We start from the raw sequence: 23,019 nt of genomic DNA, 5'->3' as shown, positions 1-23,019 counted from the left end.
GGTGCGCAGGTGTGGGTGCGCTGGTCAGTCGTCGGAATGACCCTGCTCGCGCAGGTCCATCGACTCCTGAAGTGCCTGACGTGCCTTCTCGGCCTCTTCACTCATGATGATCAGTTCCTCTTCGGATCTCCCTGTGTCACAACAGGGTTCGGTATCGGGTGGTTCTCGGTGATCGCACTGGGCACTCGCCCGGTTGACGGGGTGCCACTGCCAGCCACGCACGCGGGATCTCCGCGGCGAGTGGGCTGGCTACCGGAACTCGCCGCGGCAAATAAGAATTACGACCTGCCGCGTCATGTCTTCGAGGTTACGTGGACGTCCAACTAATTGACACCCGTTTCCCACGCAGTGAGACATGGCTGGACGTGACCCGGGTCTCATGGTCGTAGGGTCGCCGACCCCCTGCGCGCCACCTGCCGGAGCGTCCGCTGTCTAGGGTGGCCACGTGCTTCCCGACGGCTACGCCCTGCGCCCCCTGTCGGCCGACGACGCCGGCCCGCTGGCTGCTGCGGCCGAGCGCAACCGCGAGCACCTGCGCCCGTGGGAGCCGCTGCGGCCCGGGTCCTTCTTCACCGAGGAGGGGCAGCGTGAGGTGGTCGAGGGCCGGCTCCGCCAGGTCGAGCTGGGGCTCTTCGACTGCTGGGTCCTGTGGCACGGCGCCGACGTGGTCGGCGCCGCCAACCTCCAGAACATCGTGCGTGGCGCGATGCTCGGGGCCGACCTGGGCTACTGGGTCGACCACGCCCACCTGCGGCGCGGCCTGGCCGTGGCCTCGGTCGAGCACCTCGTGCGACGCGGACACGACCTGGGCCTGCACCGGCTGGGCGCCAGCACGATGGTGGCCAACCTCCCGTCGCAGGCGGTGCTGCGCCGCTGCGGGTTCCAGGAGGTCGGGCGGATCCCCTCGTTCCTCTACCTCGACGGGGGCTGGCGCGACAGCATCCTGTTCAACCTGGTCCTGCACGACGGTCCGCCGCGCGGCTGAGCGGGCCGCCTGCCCCCGGCCCGGCACGGGCGCTTCCCTCCCCACATGGGTGTGCCGGTGGGCCCCCGCCGCGTCGATCGACAGCAGCGGGGACCCACCGGCACACCTCGTGGTGGGGCCTCGGGAGCGGGGACGTCTCAGTCGACGAGGTCGACGACGCTCACGTCGGCGCCCACCTCGGTCACGATCGCCGCGAGGACGTCGGCCGGGATGCGGCTGTCGACGGTCAGGGCCACCAGCGCCTGGCCACCCTTCTCGTTCCTCGCCACCTGCATGCCGGCGATGTTGATGTCGGCGTCGCCGAGCAGCCGCCCGACGGTGCCGATCACGCCGGGCCGGTCGACGTAGGTGAAGAAGGCGAGGTGCTCGGTGAGCGGGACCTCGATGTCGAAGCCGTTGACGCCGACGATCTTCTCGATCAGGCGCGGCCCGGTCAGCGTCCCGGCGACGCTGATGGTCGCCCCGTCGGCGAGCGTGCCGCGCAGGGTGGTGACGTTGCGGAAGTCCTGCATGGTGGGGTCGGTCAGCAGGCGCACCTCGCAGCCCCGCTGCTCCGCGAGCAGCGGCGCGTTGACGTAGGTCACCGGGTCCTCGGTCACGTCGGTGAACAGGCCCTTGAGCGCGGCGAGCTTCCAGATCGACACGTCGTGCGCGGTGATCTCGCCCTGCACGTCGACGTCGAGCTGCACCGGCACCGAGCCGGCGAGCGCGGTGAAGATGCGACCGAGCTTCTCGACCAGGGCGATGCCCGGGCGGACCTCCTCGGGCACGACGCCACCGGACACGTTGACCGCGTCGGGGACGAGGTCGCCACCGAGGGCGAGGCGCACGGACTTGGCGACCGAGACACCGGCCTTCTCCTGGGCCTCGTCCGTGGAGGCGCCGAGGTGCGGCGTCACGACGACCGACTCGTGCTCGAACAGCGGGCTCTCGGTCGTGGGCTCGGTGGCGAAGACGTCGATGCCGGCACCAGCCACCCGGCCCTCGCGCAGCGCCTCGGCCAGCGCCTCCTCGTCGACGATGCCACCGCGTGCGGCGTTGATGATGCGCACGCTCGGCTTGACCTTGGTCAGCGCCTCCTTGCCGATGAGCCCGAGCGTCTCGGGGTTCTTCGGCAGGTGCACGGTGATGAAGTCACTCTGCTCGAGCAGCTCGTCGAGAGTGACGAGCTGCGCCCCGAGCTGACCGGCCCGCTGCGCCGAGACGTAGGGGTCGTAGGCGAGGATCTCCATGCCGAAGCCCTTGAGCCGCTCGGCGACCAGCTGGCCGATCCGGCCGAAGCCGACGACGCCGACCTTCTTGTCGAGCAGCTCGACACCGCCGTACTTGCTCCGCTTCCACGCGCCGGCCTTGAGGGCCTGGTTGGCGGGGGCGATGTTGCGGGCGGTGGCCAGCAGGAGGCCGACGGCGAGCTCGGCCGCCGAGGTGATGTTGGAGGTCGGGGCGTTGACGACCATGACACCCGCGCGGGTGGCCGCGGGGACGTCGACGTTGTCGAGGCCGACACCGGCGCGGGCGATGACCTTGAGGTTCTTCGCGGCGGCGATGGCCTCGGGGTCCATCTTGGTCGCCGAGCGGATGAGGACGGCGTCGACGTCGGCGAGCGCCGGCAGCAGCGCCTCGCGGGACGCGCCGTCGACGTGACGCACCTCGAAGTCCGGCCCGAGGGCGTCGATGGTGGCGGGCGAGAGTTCCTCGGCGATCAGCACGATCGGCTTGCTCACGTGTCAGTCCTTCGGTGGGTCACTGATGGTCAATGGGGGTCCGGCACCACGCTGTGCCCGCCGCACAGCATACGGCCCGGCTCAGCATGTGGATGCCGTGGCTCGACATGTGACACAGAGATCACACCGCGCACGACGGAGCCGGCCGGTCCCCGGGTGGGGACCGGCCGGCTCTCGGCCATCGGCGCGCGGGCGCCGCAGGTGCTCGCGTCAGCGCGCGGCAGAGCCCTCGATGTAGTCGGAGTCCGTCTCCTTGATCCAGCTCATCAGCTTGCGCAGCTCCTTGCCGGTGCTCTCGATCGGGTGCTGGGCACCCTTCTCGCGCAGCGCCTTGAACTCCGGCGCGCCGGCGTCCTGGTCGTCGATGAACCGCTTCGCGAAGGCGCCGTTCTTGATGTCGGCGAGGACGGCCTGCATGTTCTCCTTGACCCGCGGGTCGATGACCCGGGGCCCGGAGACGTAGTCGCCGTACTCGGCCGTGTCGGAGACCGACCAGCGCTGCTTGGCGATGCCGCCCTCGACCATGAGGTCGACGATCAGCTTGAGCTCGTGCAGGCACTCGAAGTAGGCGACCTCGGGCTGGTAGCCGGCTTCCACGAGGGTCTCGAAGCCGTACTGCACCAGCTGGGAGGCACCACCGCAGAGCACGGCCTGCTCACCGAACAGGTCGGTCTCGCACTCCTCCGTGAAGGTCGTCTTGATCCCGCCCGCGCGCAGTCCGCCGATCGCCTTGGCGTAGGACTTGGCCAGCGCCCAGGCGTTGCCGGAGGCGTCCTGCTCGACCGCCAGCAGCACGGGCACGCCCCGGCCGTCGACGTACTCGCGGCGGACCAGGTGACCGGGACCCTTGGGGGCCACCATGATCACGTCGGACCCGGCCTCGGGCTTGATGTAGTCGAAGCGGATGTTGAAGCCGTGGCCGAAGAGCAGGCCGGCACCCTCCTTGAGGTTGGGCGCGATGTCGTTGGCGTAGACCGTCCGCTGCACCTGGTCGGGTGTCAGGATGACGACGAGGTCGGCCTCCTTGACCGCGTCAGCGACGGACTTCACGGTGAGCCCCTCGGCCTCGGCCTTGGCCCGGCTCTTGCTCCCCTCGGCGAGCCCGACGCGGACGTCGACCCCCGAGTCGCGCAGGTTGAGCGCGTGGGCGTGGCCCTGGCTGCCGTAGCCGATCACGGCCACCTTCTTGCCCTGGATAACGCTCAGGTCAGCATCGTCGTCGTAGAACATCTCGGCCACGGTGGCCACTCCTTTAGGTTGTCTGTCTTCTGCGGGGGTTCGGTGGAAATCAGGCGGACCGCATGGCGCGGTCGGTGATGGAGCGGGTGCCGCGTCCGATGGCGACCATGCCGGACTGGACCAGCTCCTTGACCCCGAACGGCTCGATCACCTCGAGGAAGGCGGCGAGCTTGTCGCGGTTGCCGGTGACCTCGATGGTCAGGGTGTCGCTGGCGACGTCGACCACCTTGGCACGGAAGAGCTGCACCGTCTCCAGGACGTGGCTGCGGCTGTGGATGTCGGTGCGCACCTTGACCAGCAGGATCTCGCGCTGGACGGACGCGGTGGGCTCGAGCTCGACGACCTTCAGCACCTCGATGAGCTTGTTGAGCTGCTTGGTCACCTGCTCCAGCGGGAGCGCGTCGACGTCGACGACGACCGTCATCCGCGAGATCTCGGGGTGCTCGGTGGGACCCACCGCAAGCGAGTCGATGTTGAAGCCGCGACGGGAGAACAGGGCCGCGATGCGGGCGAGGACGCCGGGCTTGTTCTCGACCAGGACCGACAGGGTGTGCTTGCTCATCGCCATCACTTCCCGTCCTTGTCCGCGTCCTCGGGCTGCTCGGTGGCCTCGTCCTCTTCGCGGTCCCACTGCGGGGCGGTGTCCTTGGCGACCTGGATCGCGTCGTTGCTCACGCCCGCCGGCACCATCGGCCAGACCATCGCGTCGCGGTGGACCACGAAGTCGACGATGACCGGGACGTCGTTGATCTCCATCGCCTTCTTGATCGTCGCGTCGATGTCCTCAGGCCGCTCGCAGCGCAGGCCCACGCAGCCATAGGCGTCCGCGAGCTTGACGAAGTCAGGGATGCGGTTGCCGACGGAGGTGTGCAGGTCGGTGTTGGAGTAACGCTTGTCGTAGAAGAGCGACTGCCACTGGCGGACCATGCCGAGGCTGCTGTTGTTGATGATCGCGACCTTGATCGGGATGTTGTTGATGACGCAGGTCGCCAGCTCCTGGTTGGTCATCTGGAAGCACCCGTCGCCGTCGATCGCCCAGACGACGCGGTCGGGCTCGGCGACCTTCGCACCCATGGCGGCCGGCACGGCATACCCCATCGTGCCGAGGCCACCGGAGTTGAGCCAGGCGTTCGGGCGCTCGTACTGGACGAACTGCGCGGCCCACATCTGGTGCTGACCCACGCCGGCGACGTAGATCGACTCGGGTCCGCTGATCGCGCCGATCCGCTCGATGACCTGCTGCGGCGACACGGCGCCCTCCTCGCCCTCGGGCGTGGTGTAGCCCAAGGGGAAGGTCGCCTTCCAGCCGGCGGTCTGCTCGCGCCACGCGGCGTAGTCGCCCCTCACCCCGGCCTCGTGGTCGGCGGAGACGGCCTTGACCAGCTCGCCGATCACCTCGAGCACGTCACCGACGATCGGGACGTCGGCCGTGCGGTTCTTGGAGATCTCGGCCGGGTCGATGTCTGCGTGGATGACCTTCGCCTCGGGGGCGAACGTCGACAGCTGACCGGTGACCCGGTCGTCGAACCGGGCGCCGAGGGTGATGAGCAGGTCGGACTTCTGCAGGGCGGTGACGGCCGCGACCGACCCGTGCATGCCGGGCATGCCCAGGTGGAGGGGGTGGCTGTCGGGGACGGCCCCGCGGGCCATCAGGGTGGTCACGACGGGGATCTGGGTCAGCTCGACGAACTCGCGCAGGGCATCCGAGGCGCGACCGCGCACGACGCCACCACCGACGTAGAAGACCGGGCGCTTGGCCGCTGCGATCAGGCGGGCGGCCTCGCGGATCTGCTTGTTGTGCGGACGCGCCACGGGCCGGTAGCCGGGCAGGTCGTACTTGGGCGGCCACGCGAAGGTGGTCTTGGCCTGCAGGGCGTCCTTGGAGATGTCGACGAGCACCGGTCCCGGACGACCGGTCGAGGCGATGTGGAACGCCTCGGCGATGACGCGCGGGATCTGGGCGGCGTCGGTCACGAGGTAGTTGTGCTTGGTGATCGGCATCGTGATGCCACGGATGTCGGCCTCCTGGAAGGCATCCGTGCCGATCGCGGCGGAGGCGACCTGACCGGTGATGGCCACGATCGGGACCGAGTCCATGTAGGCGTCGGCGATCGCCGTGACCAGGTTGGTCGCGCCCGGGCCGGAGGTCGCCATGCAGACCCCGACCTTGCCCGTGGCGCTGGCGTAGCCCTCGGCCGCGTGCCCTGCGCCCTGCTCGTGGCGGACCAGGATGTGGCGGACCTTGACCGAGTCGAGCAGCGGGTCGTAGGCCGGCAGGATCGCGCCGCCCGGGATGCCGAAGACGGTGTCGACCTCCATGGCCTCGAGGGAGAGCACCAGGCTCTGGGCGCCCGTCACCTGGGCAGGCACCTTCGCCTTCGCCTGCTCGGCCAGCCTGGACGGGCTGGGGGCGGGACTGCCGGCCGGACTCGGTGCCGGTTTCGCGTCGCTCACGTCACTACCGCTTTCGGTTCTCGCTGGATGCTGCTGGGTCTGCTCACGTTGGATCTGCTCACGCTGAATCTGCTCACAAAAAAACCCTCCAGTCCTCAGGTGAGGACCACGGAGGGCAGCGCGCTGGCTCTGGGAGCCGGCGCGCTAGTGAAGTACGAGAATTCGTGCCACACGAGAACTCTCCCGCCGTCCACAGGTGGTGTCAACGTACGAGACAGCCGGTCCCACGATCCGGACCTGTCGTCTCAGTCACAGGACCGGCCCCCTCCCGACCTGTTGCCTTCTGGTGGTCACCGGGTGCCTGGTTAGGGCGGTCCGTGACCACCGGGGAGCAACAGGTCGGGGGGGCAGGGCGGGTCCGCCCGGCGTCAGCCGCAGACCGCTCCTCCGCTCGCGCTGCCGACCAGCTTGCGGTACTTGGCCAGGACGCCGCGCGGGTACTTCGACTCCGGTGGCACGAACCCCTCGGCCCGACTGGCCAGCTCGGCCTCGTCGACGTGCACGTCGAGCACACCGTTCGCGACGTCGAGGGTGATCCGGTCGCCGTCCTGCACGAACGCGATCGGCCCACCGTCGACCGCCTCGGGGGCGACGTGCCCCACGCAGAGACCGGTCGTGCCTCCGGAGAACCGGCCGTCCGTCAGGAGCAGCACGTCCTTGCCGAGGCCCGCCCCCTTGATGGCACCGGTCACGGCGAGCATCTCGCGCATGCCCGGGCCGCCCTTGGGCCCTTCGTAGCGGATGACGACGACGTCGCCGGCCTTGAGCGTGCCTTCCTCGACGGCATCCATCGCAGCCCGCTCGCCGTCGAAGACCCGCGCCGTGCCCTCGAAGACGTCGGAGTCGAAGCCGGCCGACTTCACGACGGCTCCTTCGGGGGCCAGCGACCCCTTGAGGATGGTGATGCCGCCCGTCTTGTGGATCGGCCGGGTCATCGCACGGACGACCTTGCCGTCGACGTCCGGCGGGGCGATGTCGGCGAGGTTCTCGGCCATGGTGCGCCCGGTCACGGTCAGGCAGTCGCCGTGGAGCAGCCCGGCGTCGAGCAGTGCGCGCATGACGACCGGCACTCCCCCCACCCGGTCGATGTCGGTCATGACGTACTGGCCGAACGGCTTCACGTCGGCGAGGTGCGGCACCTTGGCACCGACACGGACGAAGTCGTCGAGGGTGAGGTCGACCTCGGCCTCGTTGGCGATCGCGAGCAGGTGCAGGACCGCGTTCGTGGAGCCACCGAACGCCATCACGACGGCGATGGCGTTCTCGAACGCCTCCTTGGTCATGATGTCGCGGGCGGTGATGCCACGTCGCAGCAGCTCGACCACGGCCTCCCCCGACTTCCGGGCGAACCCGTCGCGTCGGCGGTCGGTCGCGGGCGGGGCCGCCGAGCCCGGCAGGGACATCCCCATCGCCTCGGCCACCGAGGCCATCGTGTTGGCGGTGTACATCCCGCCGCAGGCGCCCTCACCGGGGCAGATCGCGCGCTCGATCGCATCGACGTCGGCGCGCGACATCAGGCCCGCGGCACAGGCCCCCACGGCCTCGAACGCGTCGATGATGGTGACCGTCTTCTCGGACCCGTCGGACAGCTTGGCGATCCCCGGCAGGATCGACCCGGCATACAGGAAGACGCTGGACAGGTCGAGGCGGGCGGCGGCCATCAACATGCCCGGCAGCGACTTGTCGCAGCCGGCCAGCAGCACCGAACCGTCGAGCCGCTCGGCGTTCATCACGGTCTCGACGGAGTCGGCGATGATCTCGCGGCTGACGAGCGAGAAGTGCATCCCCTCGTGGCCCATCGAGATGCCGTCGCTGACCGAGATCGTGCCGAACTCGAGCGGGTAGCCACCCGCCGCGTGCACGCCGTCCTTGACCGCCTTCGCGAGCCGGTCGAGCGACAGGTTGCACGGGGTGATCTCGTTCCACGAGCTGGCCACCCCGACCTGCGGCTTGACCCAGTCGTCGTCGCCCATGCCCACCGCGCGGAGCATGCCGCGGGCCGCGGTCTTCTCGATGCCGTCGGTGACGTCGCGGCTGCGCGGCTTGATGTCGACGCCGGACGTGGTCGCCCCCGCAGTGGGCTCGGTGGTCGTCATGTCCGCAGTCTAGAACTCGGGTCCACAGGGTGGGACGCGGGTCTCACGACCCGACCAGCGCCGGGCCGGAGCTGCCGCGTATGCCGCGCGGTCACCCTCGCGACACGTGGCAGCGTTCGAGCGCTGCGGTGCCGAACCCGAGACCCGACCAGGGTCCGGCGTAGCGCAGGACCGCGATCGCCGACGTCGGGAAACCCGCGGCGAGGCACTCGTGCGCGGCGCTCGAGCCGTCGCCCTCGGACAACCCGCTGGCCAGCATCGCCATCGTCGGGTTGTGGCCGACGACCAGCAGGACCTGCACCTCGGTGGGCGCCTCACGCAGCGAGCGCAACACGGTCTCGGCGCCACCCGAGTAGATGCTGTCGGAGAACTCGACGGTCTCACCGCACGCCCCGCCCGCCTCGGCGGCGGCCCAGGTCTGCCGTGTCCTGGTCGCCGACGAGCACAGCACGAGCTCCGGGCCGAGCTCGTGCTCGTGCAGCCACGCGCCCGCGGCGCGGGCGTCACGCACGCCCCGACCGGTCAGCTCGCGCTCGTGGTCGGGCTTGCCGAGGACCTGCTCCGCCTTGGCGTGGCGGAAGAGGATGAGCACCTTGTCATCACTGGCGAGGGTCATACCCTGAGCATGGCCCTGATGTCCCCGGACAGCCAGTCCAGCGAAGGGCTGCGGCGGCTACAGGGTGAGCTCGGGCTTGATGCGCAGCGCCGACCACGTGGCCGCCGCCCGAGCGGCGCGGGTGGACAGCAGGTACGCCCCCACGAAGTAGGCGCCCAGCACCGCGAGGTCGATCGTCAGGTGACCCAGCGAGCCGCCGTACATCAGCCTCCGGATGCCGTCCACGGCGTAGGTCATCGGCAGCGCGTGGTGCACCGGGTGCAGTGGCTCGGGCAGGGTCTGCCACGGGAAGGTGCCTCCCGCGCTCACGAGCTGGAGCACCATGAAGACCAGCCCGAGGAACTTGCCGGGAGACCCGAGCCTGGCCGCGAGCGCGTGCAGGATCATCACGAAGGTCATCGAGACGGCGAGCATGAACCCGAGGAGCAGGACCGGGTGCGCGGCGGCGATGCCCACGCCACGCAGCACCACGGCATACACGAGGACGGCCTGGACCACGCCGAGGACTGCCGGCGCGAGCCAGCCCCCCAGGGCGGTGCGCCAGCTGGGCTGGCCCGCCGCCAGCGAACGCGACGACAGCGGCTTGACCAGGAGGAAGAGGACGTAGGCGCCGATCCACAGGGCGAGGCTGAGGAAGAACGGAGCCAGGCCGGCGCCGTAGCTGGCTGCCGAGGCCAGGGACGAACCCTGCACGCCGACCGGGTTGCCCAACGTCTGCGCGACGGCCTTGCGGGCGTCGTCACTGGGGTCGGGGATCGACCGCAGACCCTCGCGCAGGCCGTCACGGAGCCGGCCCGCGCCCGACTCGAGGGTGTCGAGGCCGGTGGCGAGCTCCGTCGCGCCCGACTGCAACGCGATCGCCCCGTCGAGCGCCGAGTGCTGGCCGGACGCCAGCTCAGCCGCACCCGACGCCAGGCGGTGGTTGCCAGCGGCGAGCTCCGTCGCGCCCGACGACAACGAAGCGCTGCCGGCCGACGCGTCGTGGATGCCGGCACGCAGCGGGCCGGCAGCGTCGGCCAGCTGGTCGGCCCCGGCTGCCACCTGCGCTGCTCCGGCCGACAGCTGCTCGAGCTGCTTCGAGGCGGTCTGGACCTGGGAGCTGGCGTCGGTCACCGGCCCGCTCAACCGCTCGGCGGCGTCGAGCACCTGCTGCACCTGCGCCTCGGTGAAACCTGCGGCACGCAACCGGTCCGCCAACGCGCCCCGGTTCGCCGTCATGGTCGTCACGAGCTCGTCGGTGGCGGTGGCCACCCGGTCACCAGCCGCGGCCACCCTGGCATTCCCATCGGCGACCTGCTGCGCCCCCTGCGCGAGCCGTCGGGTGTCCGCCGGCAGGGACGCCGTGCGCTGGTCGAGGGTCGACAGCCCCGACCGGAGGGTGGAGGCACCAGCGGCCAGGCGGTCGGCGCCGTCGGCCGCCTGCGACGCACCGGAGGACAGTGCGTCGGCGCCGCTCACGAGCTTGCGCTCGCCGGCCACCAGCTGGCCGGCGCCGGTGGCGAGCCGACCCGCTCCGGCCGACGCCCGAGCGGCTCCGTCGGCCAGCTTGCCTGCGCCGTCGGCGGCCTCGGTGACCTTGTCGTGGATCGTGCTGAAACCCACGAGCAGCTGGTTGGCGGCGGTCGACGTCACCTGTGCCGCAACGGACTTCGTCACCTGGGCGACGAGCTGGTTGGCGATGGTGCGCGACAGGTAGTTGTTGGCGTCGTTGGTCTCGATCTCGAGCTCGGCCCGACGCGGCGTGAACTCGGCGCTCGAGGCCAGGGCGCTGGAGAAGTCGCGGGGGACGACGAGCGCGAAGTTGTAGGTGCCGTCGTCGACGCCCTGGTCGGCGACCGCCCGAGACACCCGGTGCCACTCGAAGCTGCGGGAGCGGACGAGCTCCTTGGCCACCGTGTCCCCGACGGCGAGCTCCTCACCGTTGGCGAGAGTCGTGCCGGCGTCCTCGACGACCACGGCGGCAGGCACCCGCTCGAGACCGCCGTAGGGGTCCTTGTTGGCGTAGAGGTAGAGACCGCCGTAGAGCGTGGGCACCAGCACGAGGGCGATGAGGGCAGCGCGCGGGAGCCGTCCTGCCGTGACGCGGCGCAGCTCGGTGAGGGCCAGCCGGATCGCGGTCATGCCGCCACCCCGAGCTCGTGGTGGATCGGCTGGCCGAGGTCGCGCGCAGTCGCGTGGGTGCACTGCACGACGACCGTCAGGCCCTGGGTCGCGAGGTCCACGGCTGCCCGCCACCACCGGACAGGCTCACCGCCCCAGCGGTCAGGTGCCGCGATGACGAGCACCGTCGTCCCGGCGCGGCTGGCCGCGACCTGCATGAGCAGGGTGGTGCGCTCGTGGGGCGGCAGCGCCTCGAACCGCTCCGTGGCGAGGCCCTCGGCCCCGCGGCCGCGCAGGAAGGCCCGCGTCGCCGCCCGGCTGGACGGGCGTCCGGCGAGGGCGAGCTGCTCGGCCACGACCGCTCGCACCGATAGGGCGTCCTCGGGGGCGGTCACGTCGGGCACGTCGACGAGCGCAACGTGCCGACGCAGGTCGGCCGCGGCGCTCGATCCGTCGAGGGCCACCGAACCCCCGCTCAGCGCCACGCGGCCCCCGAGCGCGAGTGCCAGCGCGACGTGCCCGTAGCCCGGGTCTCCGGCGACCACGGTCACGTGGCGCGGGGTCGCACGCAGGCTGGTGGGCAGCAGCAGTGGCCCATGCAGGCCCGCGACAGCCACCTGGTCGGCGATGAGCTCCATGTCCACACCCTGTTTCCGGGTCACCACCGGCGACCCAAGTCTTTCGATACACATCTGTATTCAATACGAGAGTGTATTCTTTGAGGCATGCCGCCTGCCACCGCGCACACCGTGACGCCCGCCACCCCCGGGGGCGCCGCCCCCCCGCGGAGGACCGCGAGGCGTGAGGCAACCCGCCAGCGCCTGCTCACCGCAGCTGCCGACGTCTTCGCCGAGCGCGGCTTCCACGGCGCGAGCGTCGAGGACATCTGCGAGCGCGCCGATTTCACCCGTGGTGCGTTCTACTCCAACTTCGCCAGCCGGGACGAGCTCGTCCTCCAGCTCTACGCCCAGCACGCCACCAGGCTGCAGGAGGCGATCGCGGAGCTGGCCACCCAGCCCGGACTCGACCTCGACGAGCTGCTCGACGGCGTGATCCGGATCTGGACGGGCCAGCCCGAGGAACGGCGCCGCTGGCACCTCCTGATCAGCGAGTTCGCCCTGCACGCACTGCGCGACCCGGGGGCGCGGACGGCCTACGCCGCGCTCCAGCGCAGTCTGCGCGGCGGCCTCGTCGCCCTTGTGGACCAGATCGCCGACACCCACGGCCTGGCCCCGACGGTGCCGACCCGCGACATCGTCCGGATGGTGACGATCGTGCTGCAGGGTGGGCTCGGCCATCACCTCCTGGAACCCCGCGCCGTCCCGGCCGGGTCGCTGGAGCGGGAGTTCCTCCCCCTCCTCGTGGCGGCCACCACGCGACCCAAGGACTCCTCGACACCCGCCGAGGGCGACCCGGGCGACCGCTAGCCTCGTGCCACACGACGAGGTGACCCGAGGCAGCGCACCGCCGCCGCGGCATACCTCTCTCGCGCAGTGAGGAACGACCGATGGAACAGGCGCCCGCCCTGATCGACGCCACGACGTCCGCCCCGACCGACCGAGCGTGGCTCGACGAGGCCGTCCGGCGGATCCAGGCCGACGCCAACCGCAGCGCGGACACCCACCTGGTGCACGTGCCGATCCCCGGCCTGCCCGAGGTCGACCTCTACCTCAAGGACGAGTCGACCCACCCCACCGGCAGCCTCAAGCACCGGCTCGCCCGGTCGCTGTTCCTCTACGCGCTCTGCAACGGCGAGCTGCACGAGGGCACCACCGTCATCGAGGCGTCCAGCGGGTCGACCGCCGTGTCCGAGGCCTACTTCGCCCGCATGCTGGGGCTGCCCTTCATCGCCGTCATGGTGAGCACCACGAGCCCGGAGAAGATCGCCCTCATCGAGCGCGAGGGTGGCCAGTGCCACCTCGTCGAGGACGCCTCCGAGGTCTACGACGAGGCGCGCCGGCTGGCCGACGAGCGTGGTGGTCACTACCTCGACCAGTTCACGTATGCCGAGCGGGCGACCGACTGGCGGGGCAACAACAACATCGCGGAGTCGATCTTCGAGCAGATGGCCAGGGAGCGGCACCCCGTGCCGCAGTGGGTCGTCGTCGGCGCCGGGACCGGAGGCACGAGCGCCACGATCGGGCGGTTCGTGCGCTACCGGGGCCTGGCCAGCCAGGTGTGCGTCGTGGACCCGGAGCGCTCGGCGTTCTTCCCCGGCTTCTGCGGCGACGACGCGGGGGTCAGCGCGGCGTGCGGGTCGCGGATCGAGGGCATCGGCCGACCGCGCGTGGAGCCCAGCTTCATCCCGTCCGTGGTCGACCGCATGCTGCTCGTCCCCGACGCCGCCTCGGTCGCGGCGATGCGGTTCCTCACCGAACGCACCGGCCTGCGGGCCGGCGCCTCCACCGGCACCAACCTCTTCGGGGCCCTGCGACTGGCCTGCGAGATGGCCGAGCGTGGACAGGCCGGAAGCATCGTCTCGCTGCTGTGCGACGGCTCAGAGCGGTATGCCGGCACCTACCGCAACGACGAGTGGCTCACCGAGCGTGGCTGGGACCTCACCCCTTACCTGGGCGTCCTGACCCGCGCCTGGGACGACGGGACCTGGACCGCCTGACCGGCGCTCAGCCGCCGGAGACGGCATTGATCACGTGGACCGTCGAGGTCGGGGACACCGGCGTCTGCACGCCGTCGGCCCGCTTGGCGTCCTCACCGTCGACGAACACGTTGACGTGCCGCCGGATCTGCCCGCGCTCGTCGCGCACCCGGGAGGCCAGGATCGGCCAGGGCGCGAAGGCGCGGTCGAGCACCTCGGCGAGGGGCACGTCGGACGACAGCTCGACCGGGAGCTCGGCAGCGCCCTCGGCCAGGTCGCGCAGGAGGCCGGGCAGGACGACGCGGGCGGTCATCGGAGCGTGACCGCCCGGACGCAGAGGACGTCGGGAAGCTGCTCGACGATCCGCGCGAAGGACTCGCCGCCGTCCACGGACGCGTAGACCTCGCCGTTGCGGGTGCCGACGTAGAGCCCGGGCTCCTCGTGGGTGTCGAGCCCCGCGGCGTCGCGCAGGACGTTCGTGTAGGACGGCGACGGCAGCCCCTCGCGCTGGGTGCGCCAGGTCGCCCCGGCATCGTCGCTGCGCTGCAGCTGCAGCTCGGCCGCCGGCGGGATGCGCTCGCCGTCCGACGCGATGGGCACCAACCACACCGTGTCACCCTGCGTCGGGTGGGCCAGCGCGGTCATGCCGAAGTTGGTGGGCAGGCCCGCCTCGATCGAGGTCCAGGTGACCCCGTCGTCGTCCGAGCGGTAGACGCCCCGGTGGTTCTGGGCGTAGAGGCGGGTGGGGGTCGCGCTGTCACGGACCACCTTGTGCACGCACTGACCGAACTCCGGCCACTCGTCGTGGGGCTGGAAGTAGGCGTGGATACCGGTGTTGCCAGGGGCCCACGACCGTCCGCCGTCGCGGGTGTTGTAGACGCCACCCGTGCTCATCGCGACCAGCATGTTGTCCGGGCTGGCCGGGCTGGGCAGCACGGTGTGGATGGCACCGCCACCGAACCCCTCCCCCCACTCAGGCCGGTGCGGGTGCTCCCACAGCCCCCGGTTGAGCTCGAACGTCTCGCCGCCGTCGGCGCTGCGCCACAGCCCTTGGGGCTCGGTGCCGGCCCAGACCACCCGGGGGTCGTGGGGATCGGCGACGAGCTGCCAGGTCGCCTTGAGGGCGGTGTCGGTGTCCTCGGGGAAGCGGATCGAGCCCTCGGGGTGCTCCACCCAGGTCGTGCCGAGGTCGTCGGAGTGCTGGAGCGACGGGCCCCAGTGGGACGACCGGAAGCCCACCAGCAGCCTGGGGGTGTCCCGTCTCGTGTCGAACAGCAGCGAGAGCACCTCGCTCATCAGGAAGTGTGGTCCTTCCACCGTCCAGCTCCGCCGGTCGTCACTGCGGGCCAGCCACAACCCCTTGCGCGTCCCGATCCCGACGATCGTCTGCCCAGCTCTGGTCCCCGTCGTGTCTCCCATGGCTCCCAATATGGCACTGACGACTGACGGTGGCACCCGTCACGATGGGGTCATGACAGCCGGTCGCACCCAGGACGACCCTGCACACCAGGGCTTCGTCGACGACTTCGCGGGCTCGGACCTCGACCTCTCGGTGTGGGTCCCGGCCTACCTCCCCCAGTGGAGCTCCCGGGCGGCCAGCGCGGCCACGTATGCCGTCCACGACTCCTGCCTGCACCTCATCATCCCGGCCGAGCAGGGTCTCTGGTGCCCCGACGACCACGACCCGCTCCGCGTGTCCGCAGTGCAGTCCGGCGTCTTCTCCGGGCCGGTCGGCAGCAGGGTCGGGCAACAGCCGCTGCGCGAGGGAGCAGTGGTGCGCGAGGCCCAGCCGGCGCTGTGGGGCTGGACGCCGCGGTTCGGCCGCCTCGAGATGCGGGCCCGGATGGAGCTCACGTCGCGGTCGATGGCCGCGTGGTGGCTGGTCGGCCTCGAGGACCGCCCGGACCGGTGCGGCGAGCTCTGCGTCGCGGAGGTCTTCGGCGAGTCGGTCACCGACGCAGGCGCCGCGGTCGGCATGGGGGTGCACCCCTTCCGCGACCCCCGGCTCGTGGACGACTTCGCCGCCCCGCGGGTGCCCGTCGACGTCAGCGAGTTCCACACCTACAGCGTCGACTGGACGCCCGACGGCGCGAGCTTCGCGGTCGACGGCACGGTCTTCCGGACCGTCGACGTCGTGCCCGACTACCCGATGCAGTCGATGGTCGCGGTCTTCGACTTCCCCGACCGCGCCGTCCCGGGCGACCGTGAGCAGGCTGCCCACGTGCCCGCCCTGGTCGTCGACCGCATCGGGGTCGTACGCGGCTAGGTATGCCGGGCGACGAGGTTGCGCAGGGGTCGGCCCGCGGCATACGCACCGAGCTGCTCCTGGAGCAGCCGGGCGGCCCGTGGCATGAACGCCGTCGACGCACCACCCACGTGGGGGGTGATGAAGATCCCGGGCAGGCCCCACAGCGGGTGGTCGGCGGGCAGCGGCTCGGGGTCGGTGACGTCGAGGGCTGCCCTGATCCGCCCGGCACCGGCATGGCGCACGAGGGCATCGGTGTCGACCACCCCACCACGGGCGACGTTGACCAGCAGCGCGCCGTCAGGCATCGCGGCGAGGAACCCGTCATCGACCAGACCCGCCGTCTGCTCACTCAGGGGCACGACCACGACCACGACGTCGTGGTGCGGCAACAGGGCCGGCAGCTCGTCGACCCCGTGCACCGACCGCACCAGCTCGTCGCCGGCCCGCGCCCTGCTGGCCACGGCGGTCACCTGTACCTCGAACGGTGTGAGCCGTGCCGCGATGGCTCGCCCGATCGAGCCGTAGCCCAGCACGAGCACCCGCTTGTCGGCCAGCGACTCGTGGAACACCGATGGAAGCCACGTCCGATCGCGTTGCGCCGCAACGAAGTCCGGGAAGTCGCGCAGGCTGGCCAAGGCCAGGGCGACGGCGAGCTCGGCGGTCGAGGCATCATGGACCCCGCTGGCATTGGCGAGCCGCACGCCGTCGGGCAGCACCGCGAGGACGTTGTCGTAGCCTGCGGTGAGCAGCTGCACCAGCTCGAGCCGGGGCAGTCGTGACAGGACCGGCAGCCGCTCGCCTCCGCCGAGGTAGGGCGGGACGACGACCCTGACCTCGTCGGCACGGTCGGGCAGGCCGTCGAGGTCCCAGACCGCCAGCTCGATGCCGGAGACCGGACCCACGGCATCGACCCACTCCTGTCCGGGCAGGGTCACGAGAGTCATGTCCAGCACGGTAGCGCCGTCGCGCACGACGTTCGCAGGGTGCCCATCCCGCACAATGGGGTATGCCGCGTGCACCGTTCCGACCAGGGCGCACCCTCGCAGGGGCTGCCGCCTCCTCGGCGGCCGTCGCCGTGCTGCTCGTCGGGGGGTGCTCTGGCGAGGGCGACCCGACGGGCACCATCTCCGCGCCCGTCCTCAGCGCCTCTTCGAGCTCGAGCACCTCGGCGGCCACGAGCCCGACGACCACCCTGAAACCGACGACGACCCCGAGCCCTGCCCCGACCACCAGCCCGACGAGCTCCGCTGCCACCGCGACCATCGCGACGAACCTCGACGTCCCGTGGGGACTCGCGTTCCTGCCCGACGGGTCGGCCCTGGTCACGTTGCGCGACCGGGGCCGCCTCATCCAGGTCCGCGCCGGGGCAGCGGCCACGGTGCTCGGCGAGGTGCCGGGGGTCCGTCCGGACGGCGAAGGTGGCCTCCTCGGCGTCGCGGTGTCGCCCGACTTCGCCAGCGACCAGAGCATCTTCGTGTACTTCACCGCGGCGGACGACAACCGCGTCGTGCGGCTGACCTTCGCCGACGGCGCGGCGACCAGGCCCACCGTGGTGCTGCGCGGCATACCCAAGGCGGGCCACCACAACGGCGGACGTCTCGCCTTCGGACCCGACGGCTACCTCTACGTCACCACCGGTGACGCAGGGAAGTCCGACCAGTCGCAGGACAAGCGGGCCCTCGGGGGCAAGATCCTCCGGATCACCCGCGACGGGAAGCCCGCCCCCGGCAACCCGTTCGGCAGCTCCCCCGTGTGGAGCTACGGGCACCGTAACGTGCAGGGCATCGCGTGGGCACCGGACGGGCGGATGTTCGCCAGCGAGTTCGGCCAGAACAGGTGGGACGAGCTCAACCTCATCCAGCCGGGGCGCAACTACGGCTGGCCGGTGGTCGAGGGCAGGGCGGGCCGCTCGGGCTACACCGACCCCCTGGTCCAGTGGCCGACCTCCGACGCCTCGCCGAGCGGTATCGCGGTCGCCGACGGTAGCGTCTGGATGACCGCACTGAGAGGCGAGTCGCTGTGGCGGATCCCGTTGACCAGCAACGGCGTCGGCACACCGGAGAGACTGCTCAAGGGCAGGTACGGGCGCCTGCGTGACGCGGTCCTCGGGCCGGACGGCCGCCTGTGGGTGCTGACAAGCAACACCTTCCGCGGCAGCCCCGCCGCGGACGACGACCGGGTGGTCGCGCTGGCGCTCGACGACCTCTAGTCCTGCCGTGCGGACCGACGCGCGGTACCTTGACGCCAGGCGCGGCCAGGGCGGCCGACCACCTCAGAAGGGGGCACCCGTGTCAGCAGTGGACGAGATCCTGTCGCAGGTCGACCTCGACCAGCTCGCGCAGCAGGTGGGGGCCGACCCCGCAGACGTCGAGCAGGCTGCGCGCACCGCGCTGCCGGCTCTCCTCGGAGGCCTTGACGCCAACGCCGCCGACCCGGCCGGTGCGGCTTCCCTCACCGAGGCGCTGGGCCAGCACGACCCGGCCCTGGTCGAGGGCGGGGTCGACCTCACGCAGGTCGACCAGGCCGAGGGCGACAAGATCGCCCAGCACATCTTCGGTGACCACCGCGAGCAGGTGGTGGACCAGCTCGCGGGTGTCAGCGGGTCGGCAGGCAAGGGCCTGGTCGCCAAGCTGATCCCGATCCTCGCGCCGATCGTGCTGTCCTGGCTGGCGAAGAAGGTCCTCGGTGGCGCGGCCGACGCCTCCCGGTCACCCTCGGCGAACGCCGGCGGTGGCGGGCTGGGCGACATCCTCGGCCAGGTGCTGGGCGGGGCGACCAAGGGCACCCAGTCGGGCGGCGTCGACACCGGGTCGATCGTCACCGACGTGCTCGGCGGCCTCCTGGGCGGCGGCCGCCGCTGACCCAGGCGGCCCTCAGGCGAGCTTGGCGAGGATCAGCTCCCGGGCCTTGCCGGCATCGGCCTGGCCCTTCATCTCCTTCATCACCTGGCCGATCAGCGCGCCAGCCGCCTGGACCTTGCCGTCCCGGACCTTCTGGGCGACGTCGGCGTTGGCCTCGATGACCTTGTCGACGGCGGCCTCGAGCGCGCCGTCGTCCTGGACCAGCTCCAGCCCGCGAGCGTCCGCGACCTCGGTCGGGGATCCCTCGCCGGCGATGACGCCCTCGAGCACCTGGCGGGCCATCGAGTCGTTGAGCCGGCCGTCGCGGACCAGCCCGTCGAGCTCGGCGATGTGGGCCGGCGTGACGCCGAACTCCTCGACGCCCCTGCCCTCGACGTTCGCGCGACGGGCCAGCTCGCCGGTCCACCACTTGCGGGCAGCGGCCGGGGTCGCCCCGGCAGCGACGGTCTCCTCGATGAGGGCGACGGCACCGGCGTTCATCACGTCGCGCATCTCGAGATCGCTGTAGCCCCAGTCGTTCTGGAGGCGACGGCGACGCTCTTGAGGAGGCTCGGGCAGGGTGCCCCGCAGCGTCTCCACGGTCTCGCGGGTGGGCGCCACGGGCACCAGGTCGGGCTCGGGGAAGTAGCGGTAGTCCTCGGCGTCGGACTTCTCGCGACCACTCGTCGTCACGCCGGTGTCCTCGTGCCAGTGGCGCGTCTCCTGCGTGATCTTCTGCCCCTTGTCGAGGATCGCCGCGTGGCGGGTGATCTCGTAGCGGACCGCTCGCTCGACGCTGCGCAACGAGTTGACGTTCTTGGTCTCGGTGCGGGTGCCCAGCGGCACGTCGTCCTGGGACTCGTCGCCGGTCGCGCGGGGGCGCAGGGAGACGTTGGCGTCGCAGCGCAGCGAGCCCTGCTCCATCTTCACGTCCGAGACGCCGAGGGCACGGAGCAGCTCACGCAGGGCGCCCACGTAGGCCTTCGCGACCTCGGGGGCCCGCTTCCCCGCTCCGGTCAGCGGCTTCGTCACGATCTCGATCAGGGGGATGCCGGCGCGGTTGTAGTCGACCAGCGAGTGGTCGGCGCCGTGGATGCGCCCTGTTGCGCCACCGATGTGCAGTGACTTGCCGGTGTCCTCCTCCATGTGGGCGCGCTCGATCGCGACCCGGTAGGTCGTGCCGTCCTCGAGGTCGACGTCGAGGTGGCCCTCGAAGGCGATCGGCTCGTCGTACTGGCTGGTCTGGAAGTTCTTCGGCATGTCCGGGTAGAAGTAGTTCTTCCGGGCGAACCGGCACCACGAGGCGATCTCGCAGTTGAGCGCGAGGCCGATGCGGATGGCCGACTCGACGGCCTTCTCGTTGACGACCGGAAGCGCCCCTGGCAGACCGAGGCACACGGGGCAGACCTGGCTGTTGGGGTCGGCCCCGAACTCGGTCGCGCACCCGCAGAACATCTTCGTCGCGGTGTTGAGCTCGACGTGCACCTCGAGGCCCATCACGGGGTCGTAGCGCTCGAGAGCCTCGTCGTAGTCGACGATCTCCTCGGCGACGGACGTGGTGCTGCTCATGGTCACGCTCCCTTCGCGGTCAGCTGGGGGGCCTTGGCCAGCAGTGGGCCGCCCCATCGGTCGACGAGCATCTTCTCCAGCGCGGCACCCACGCCGTAGAGGCGCTCGTCCTTGGTCGCGGGGGCGAGGATCTGGATGCCGGTGGGCAGGCCGTCCTCGTCGGCGAGGCCGCTGGGCAGCGACATGCCGGGCACCCCTGCGAGGTTGGCCGGGATGGTGGCGACGTCCTGCAGGTACATCGACATCGGGTCGTCCAGCTTGTCGCCCAGCTTGAACGCGGTGGTCGGCGCCGTCGGGCTCACCAGCACGTCGACCTTTTCGAAGGCCGCCGAGAAGTCGTTGGCGATGAGCCGTCGCACCTTCTGGGCCTGGCCGTAGTAGGCGTCGTAGTAGCCGCTCGACAGCGCGTAGGTGCCGAGGATGATGCGGCGCTTCACCTCGTCGCCGAAGCCGGCGTCCCGAGTGGCCGCCATCACCTGCTCGGCGCTCGGGTCGTCCACGCCCTCCGGCAGCACCCGCAGGCCGTACCGCATGGCGTCGAACTTGGCGAGGTTGGAGGACGCCTCGCTGGGCAGGATCAGGTAGTAGGCAGCCAGCGCGTAGTCGAAGCTCGGACAGGACACCTCGACGACCTCGGCGCCGGCCTCCTGGAGCAGGGCCACCGACTCGTCGAACCGGGCGCGCACACCCCCCTGGTAGCCCTCACCACCGAGCTCCTTGATGACGCCGACCTTGAGCCCCTTGACGTCGGCCCGTCGCGCGGCCTCGACGACGGAGGGCACCGGGGCGTTGATCGAGGTGGAGTCCATCGGGTCGTGGCCGCCGATGACCGAGTGGAGCAGCGCGGCGTCGAGCACGGTGCGGGTGCAGGGCCCGGCCTGGTCGAGGCTCGAGGCGAGGGCCACGAGGCCGTAGCGCGAGACGCCACCGTAGGTCGGCTTCACGCCGACGGTGCCCGTCACCGAGGCCGGCTGGCGGATCGAGCCGCCGGTGTCGGTGCCGATGGCCAGCGGGGCCTCGTATGCCGCGACGACCGCCGAGGAGCCACCTCCCGACCCACCGGGGATCCGGGTGAGGTCCCACGGGTTGTGGGTGGGCCCGTAGGCGGAGTGCTCGGTGGAGGAGCCCATGGCGAACTCGTCCATGTTCGTCTTGCCGAGGATGGGCATCCCCGCGGCCTTGAGCCGCGCGACGACGGTGGCGTCGTAGGGCGGGATCCAGCCCTCGAGGATCCTGGAGCCGCAGGTCGTCGGAAGCCCCTTGGTCGCCATGACGTCCTTGACCGCGATCGGGACGCCGGCCAGGACGTGGAGCTCCTCGCCGGAGGCCCGGCGCTCGTCGACGGATCGCGCCGCCTCGAGCGCGCCGTCACCATCGACGTGCAGGAACGCGTGCACGTCGGCGTCGACCGCCGCGATGCGGTCGAGGTGGGACTGCACGACCTCGACGGAGCTGAGCTCCTTCGAGGCGATGGCATGGGCCAGCTCAGCGGCGCTGAGGCGGGTGAGGTCGGGGTTCACGAGGGGTCGTCCTTCGTCTGTCGCAGGGTCTGTCGCGGGGTGGGACGCGCGGTCGGCGCGGTCGCTCAGTCTTCGTCGAGGATGCGGGGCACCGAGAAGCGCTGCTGCTCCTGCTCGGGCGCGGCGGCCAGCGCGGCCTCGGCACCGAGCGAAGGACGCACCTCGTCGGGACGCGTGACGTTGGTCAGGGGCAGCGGGTGCGACATCGGCTCGATGTCGCCGGCGGCCACCTCCTGCACCTTCGCGACCGACTCGAGGATGACGCCCAGCTCGCCGACCATGCGGTCGAGCTCGGCATCGGACAGGTCGATGCGGGCGAGGCCGGCGAGGTGCGCGACGTCGTCCCGGGACAGTGCGGACATGGGCGCCAGTCTAGGGGCCGCCGCACGAGGCCCCCTCCCCGGGCGCGGTCGCCGGGCGACCACGTGAGGCCACCCTGACGTGGCAGTGGGGCGGCCCGCGCCGGCCGTGGCGACCACCACACGGCTGACCCCTGTCCTGCGCAGCGGCTGGGTGCCTACGGTGGTGGCCATGAGCCGCCTGCCGACCGACCTGTTCACCGCCATCGACCACGTGGGGGTCGCGGTGCCCGACCTCGACGAGGCGATCGCCTTCTACCGCGACACCTTCGGCATGACCCTGGCGCACGAGGAGGTGAACGAGGAGCAGGGCGTCCGCGAGGCGATGATGGCCGTCGGCGGGAGCGGGTCGCACATCCAGCTGCTGGCCCCCCTCTCCCCCGAGTCGACGATCGCCAAGTTCCTCGACCGCTCGGGGCCGGGCGTCCAGCAGGTCGCCTACCGGGTCGAGGACCTCGAGGCGGTCAGCCAGGTGCTCCGCGACCGCGGCCTGCGGTTGCTCTACGAGGAGCCCCGACGTGGGACGTCGAACTCTCGCGTCAACTTCATCCACCCCAAGGACGCGGGCGGCATCCTCGTCGAGCTCGTGCAGCCCGCGCACGAGACGCACTGAGCCGACGACCAAACGGGTGCCCGTGAGGTAGGTCACCGCGTGACCGGAGTCTCACCAGCG

General features: G+C 71.2%; 21 protein-coding genes. 7 read left to right on the top strand and 14 right to left on the bottom strand.

Going from position 1 to position 23,019, the window contains the following annotated elements:
- The first annotated feature begins 445 nt into the window (after positions 1-445).
- The gene (locus ABD262_RS03025) at positions 446-985 is read left to right on the top strand and encodes a GNAT family N-acetyltransferase (RefSeq protein WP_344130938.1); all 540 of its coding nucleotides are present in this window, start codon (positions 446-448) and stop codon (positions 983-985) included.
- 137 nt (positions 986-1,122) lie between these two features.
- Here ABD262_RS03025 and serA read toward each other — a convergent pair whose 3' ends face one another.
- The 8 genes from serA to ABD262_RS02985 form a co-directional block, all read right to left on the bottom strand.
- A complete protein-coding gene (gene serA / locus ABD262_RS03020; protein WP_344130935.1) occupies positions 1,123-2,709 on the bottom strand; it encodes a phosphoglycerate dehydrogenase in 1,587 nt (528 codons plus the stop codon).
- 210 nt (positions 2,710-2,919) lie between these two features.
- Complete coding sequence (gene ilvC, locus ABD262_RS03015) at positions 2,920-3,948, bottom strand: ketol-acid reductoisomerase (RefSeq protein ID WP_344130932.1); 1,029 nt, start codon at positions 3,946-3,948, stop codon at positions 2,920-2,922.
- Positions 3,949-3,997: 49 nt separating this feature from the next.
- Complete coding sequence (gene ilvN / locus ABD262_RS03010; RefSeq protein WP_056922718.1) at positions 3,998-4,510, bottom strand: acetolactate synthase small subunit; 513 nt, start codon at positions 4,508-4,510, stop codon at positions 3,998-4,000.
- 5 nt (positions 4,511-4,515) lie between these two features.
- Positions 4,516-6,402, bottom strand: coding sequence for an acetolactate synthase large subunit (locus tag ABD262_RS03005; protein ID WP_344130925.1), 1,887 nt, complete (start codon positions 6,400-6,402; stop codon positions 4,516-4,518).
- 368 nt (positions 6,403-6,770) lie between these two features.
- Complete coding sequence (gene ilvD / locus ABD262_RS03000) at positions 6,771-8,498, bottom strand: dihydroxy-acid dehydratase (protein ID WP_344130923.1); 1,728 nt, start codon at positions 8,496-8,498, stop codon at positions 6,771-6,773.
- 91 nt (positions 8,499-8,589) lie between these two features.
- The gene (locus ABD262_RS02995; RefSeq protein ID WP_344130920.1) at positions 8,590-9,114 is read right to left on the bottom strand and encodes a SixA phosphatase family protein; all 525 of its coding nucleotides are present in this window, start codon (positions 9,112-9,114) and stop codon (positions 8,590-8,592) included.
- Positions 9,115-9,171: 57 nt separating this feature from the next.
- Positions 9,172-11,235 carry a YhgE/Pip family protein gene (locus ABD262_RS02990; protein WP_344130917.1) on the bottom strand — a complete coding sequence of 688 codons (2,064 nt, stop codon included), beginning with the start codon at positions 11,233-11,235 and terminating at the stop codon, positions 9,172-9,174.
- The gene (locus ABD262_RS02985; RefSeq protein WP_344130914.1) at positions 11,232-11,852 is read right to left on the bottom strand and encodes a hypothetical protein; all 621 of its coding nucleotides are present in this window, start codon (positions 11,850-11,852) and stop codon (positions 11,232-11,234) included. Before ABD262_RS02985 ends, ABD262_RS02990 begins: the two co-directional genes overlap by 4 nt.
- An 87-nt stretch (positions 11,853-11,939) precedes the next feature.
- Here ABD262_RS02985 and ABD262_RS02980 point away from each other — a divergent pair, with 87 nt between their 5' ends.
- Together ABD262_RS02980 and ABD262_RS02975 are read left to right on the top strand one after the other, a co-directional pair.
- Positions 11,940-12,641, top strand: coding sequence for a TetR/AcrR family transcriptional regulator (locus tag ABD262_RS02980; protein ID WP_344130911.1), 702 nt, complete (start codon positions 11,940-11,942; stop codon positions 12,639-12,641).
- 80 nt (positions 12,642-12,721) lie between these two features.
- On the top strand, positions 12,722-13,831 hold the full coding sequence (locus ABD262_RS02975) for a PLP-dependent cysteine synthase family protein (RefSeq protein WP_344130908.1): 1,110 nt from the start codon (positions 12,722-12,724) through the stop codon (positions 13,829-13,831).
- Between the two features lie 7 nt (positions 13,832-13,838).
- On the opposite strand, the gene ABD262_RS02970 is transcribed toward ABD262_RS02975, so the two are convergent.
- Entirely contained in the window at positions 13,839-14,123 is a 285-nt protein-coding gene (locus ABD262_RS02970; RefSeq protein ID WP_344130905.1) for a MoaD/ThiS family protein, read from the bottom strand.
- Positions 14,120-15,229: a WD40/YVTN/BNR-like repeat-containing protein gene (locus ABD262_RS02965; protein WP_344130902.1), complete on the bottom strand. Its 1,110-nt coding sequence runs from the start codon at positions 15,227-15,229 to the stop codon at positions 14,120-14,122. Before ABD262_RS02965 ends, ABD262_RS02970 begins: the two co-directional genes overlap by 4 nt.
- A 52-nt stretch (positions 15,230-15,281) precedes the next feature.
- Here ABD262_RS02965 and ABD262_RS02960 point away from each other — a divergent pair, with 52 nt between their 5' ends.
- On the top strand, positions 15,282-16,076 hold the full coding sequence (locus ABD262_RS02960; protein WP_344130899.1) for a glycoside hydrolase family 16 protein: 795 nt from the start codon (positions 15,282-15,284) through the stop codon (positions 16,074-16,076).
- Here the strand turns inward: ABD262_RS02960 and ABD262_RS02955 are convergent.
- The gene (locus ABD262_RS02955) at positions 16,073-17,002 is read right to left on the bottom strand and encodes a 2-hydroxyacid dehydrogenase (protein ID WP_344130896.1); all 930 of its coding nucleotides are present in this window, start codon (positions 17,000-17,002) and stop codon (positions 16,073-16,075) included. The genes ABD262_RS02960 and ABD262_RS02955 overlap by 4 nt on opposite strands.
- Positions 17,003-17,064: 62 nt before the next feature.
- Here ABD262_RS02955 and ABD262_RS02950 point away from each other — a divergent pair, with 62 nt between their 5' ends.
- Positions 17,065-18,267: a PQQ-dependent sugar dehydrogenase gene (locus tag ABD262_RS02950; RefSeq protein ID WP_344130893.1), complete on the top strand. Its 1,203-nt coding sequence runs from the start codon at positions 17,065-17,067 to the stop codon at positions 18,265-18,267.
- A gap of 79 nt (positions 18,268-18,346) precedes the next feature.
- Positions 18,347-18,919 carry a DUF937 domain-containing protein gene (locus tag ABD262_RS02945; protein ID WP_344130890.1) on the top strand — a complete coding sequence of 191 codons (573 nt, stop codon included), beginning with the start codon at positions 18,347-18,349 and terminating at the stop codon, positions 18,917-18,919.
- Positions 18,920-18,931: 12 nt separating this feature from the next.
- Here the strand turns inward: ABD262_RS02945 and gatB are convergent, their stop codons facing one another.
- The 3 genes from gatB to gatC all read right to left on the bottom strand — a co-directional run bounded on the left by gatB (position 18,932) and on the right by gatC (position 22,349).
- Complete coding sequence (gatB, locus tag ABD262_RS02940) at positions 18,932-20,467, bottom strand: Asp-tRNA(Asn)/Glu-tRNA(Gln) amidotransferase subunit GatB (protein ID WP_344130887.1); 1,536 nt, start codon at positions 20,465-20,467, stop codon at positions 18,932-18,934.
- Between the two features lie 2 nt (positions 20,468-20,469).
- Positions 20,470-21,987: an Asp-tRNA(Asn)/Glu-tRNA(Gln) amidotransferase subunit GatA gene (gatA, locus tag ABD262_RS02935; protein ID WP_344130885.1), complete on the bottom strand. Its 1,518-nt coding sequence runs from the start codon at positions 21,985-21,987 to the stop codon at positions 20,470-20,472.
- Positions 21,988-22,052: 65 nt separating this feature from the next.
- Positions 22,053-22,349, bottom strand: coding sequence for an Asp-tRNA(Asn)/Glu-tRNA(Gln) amidotransferase subunit GatC (gene gatC, locus ABD262_RS02930; RefSeq protein ID WP_344130882.1), 297 nt, complete (start codon positions 22,347-22,349; stop codon positions 22,053-22,055).
- Between the two features lie 169 nt (positions 22,350-22,518).
- On the opposite strand from gatC, the gene mce reads away from it, so the two are divergent.
- Positions 22,519-22,959, top strand: a complete 441-nt coding sequence (mce, locus tag ABD262_RS02925) for a methylmalonyl-CoA epimerase (RefSeq protein ID WP_344130879.1) — start codon at positions 22,519-22,521, stop codon at positions 22,957-22,959.
- The last annotated feature ends 60 nt before the right edge of the window (positions 22,960-23,019 follow it).

The sequence above is a fragment of the Pedococcus bigeumensis genome (genome assembly GCF_039531795.1).
GTDB lineage: Bacteria > Actinomycetota > Actinomycetes > Actinomycetales > Dermatophilaceae > Pedococcus > Pedococcus bigeumensis.
The sequence above is the reverse complement of the archived record's forward strand: the minus strand, read 5'-3'. Positions and strand labels throughout refer to the sequence as shown.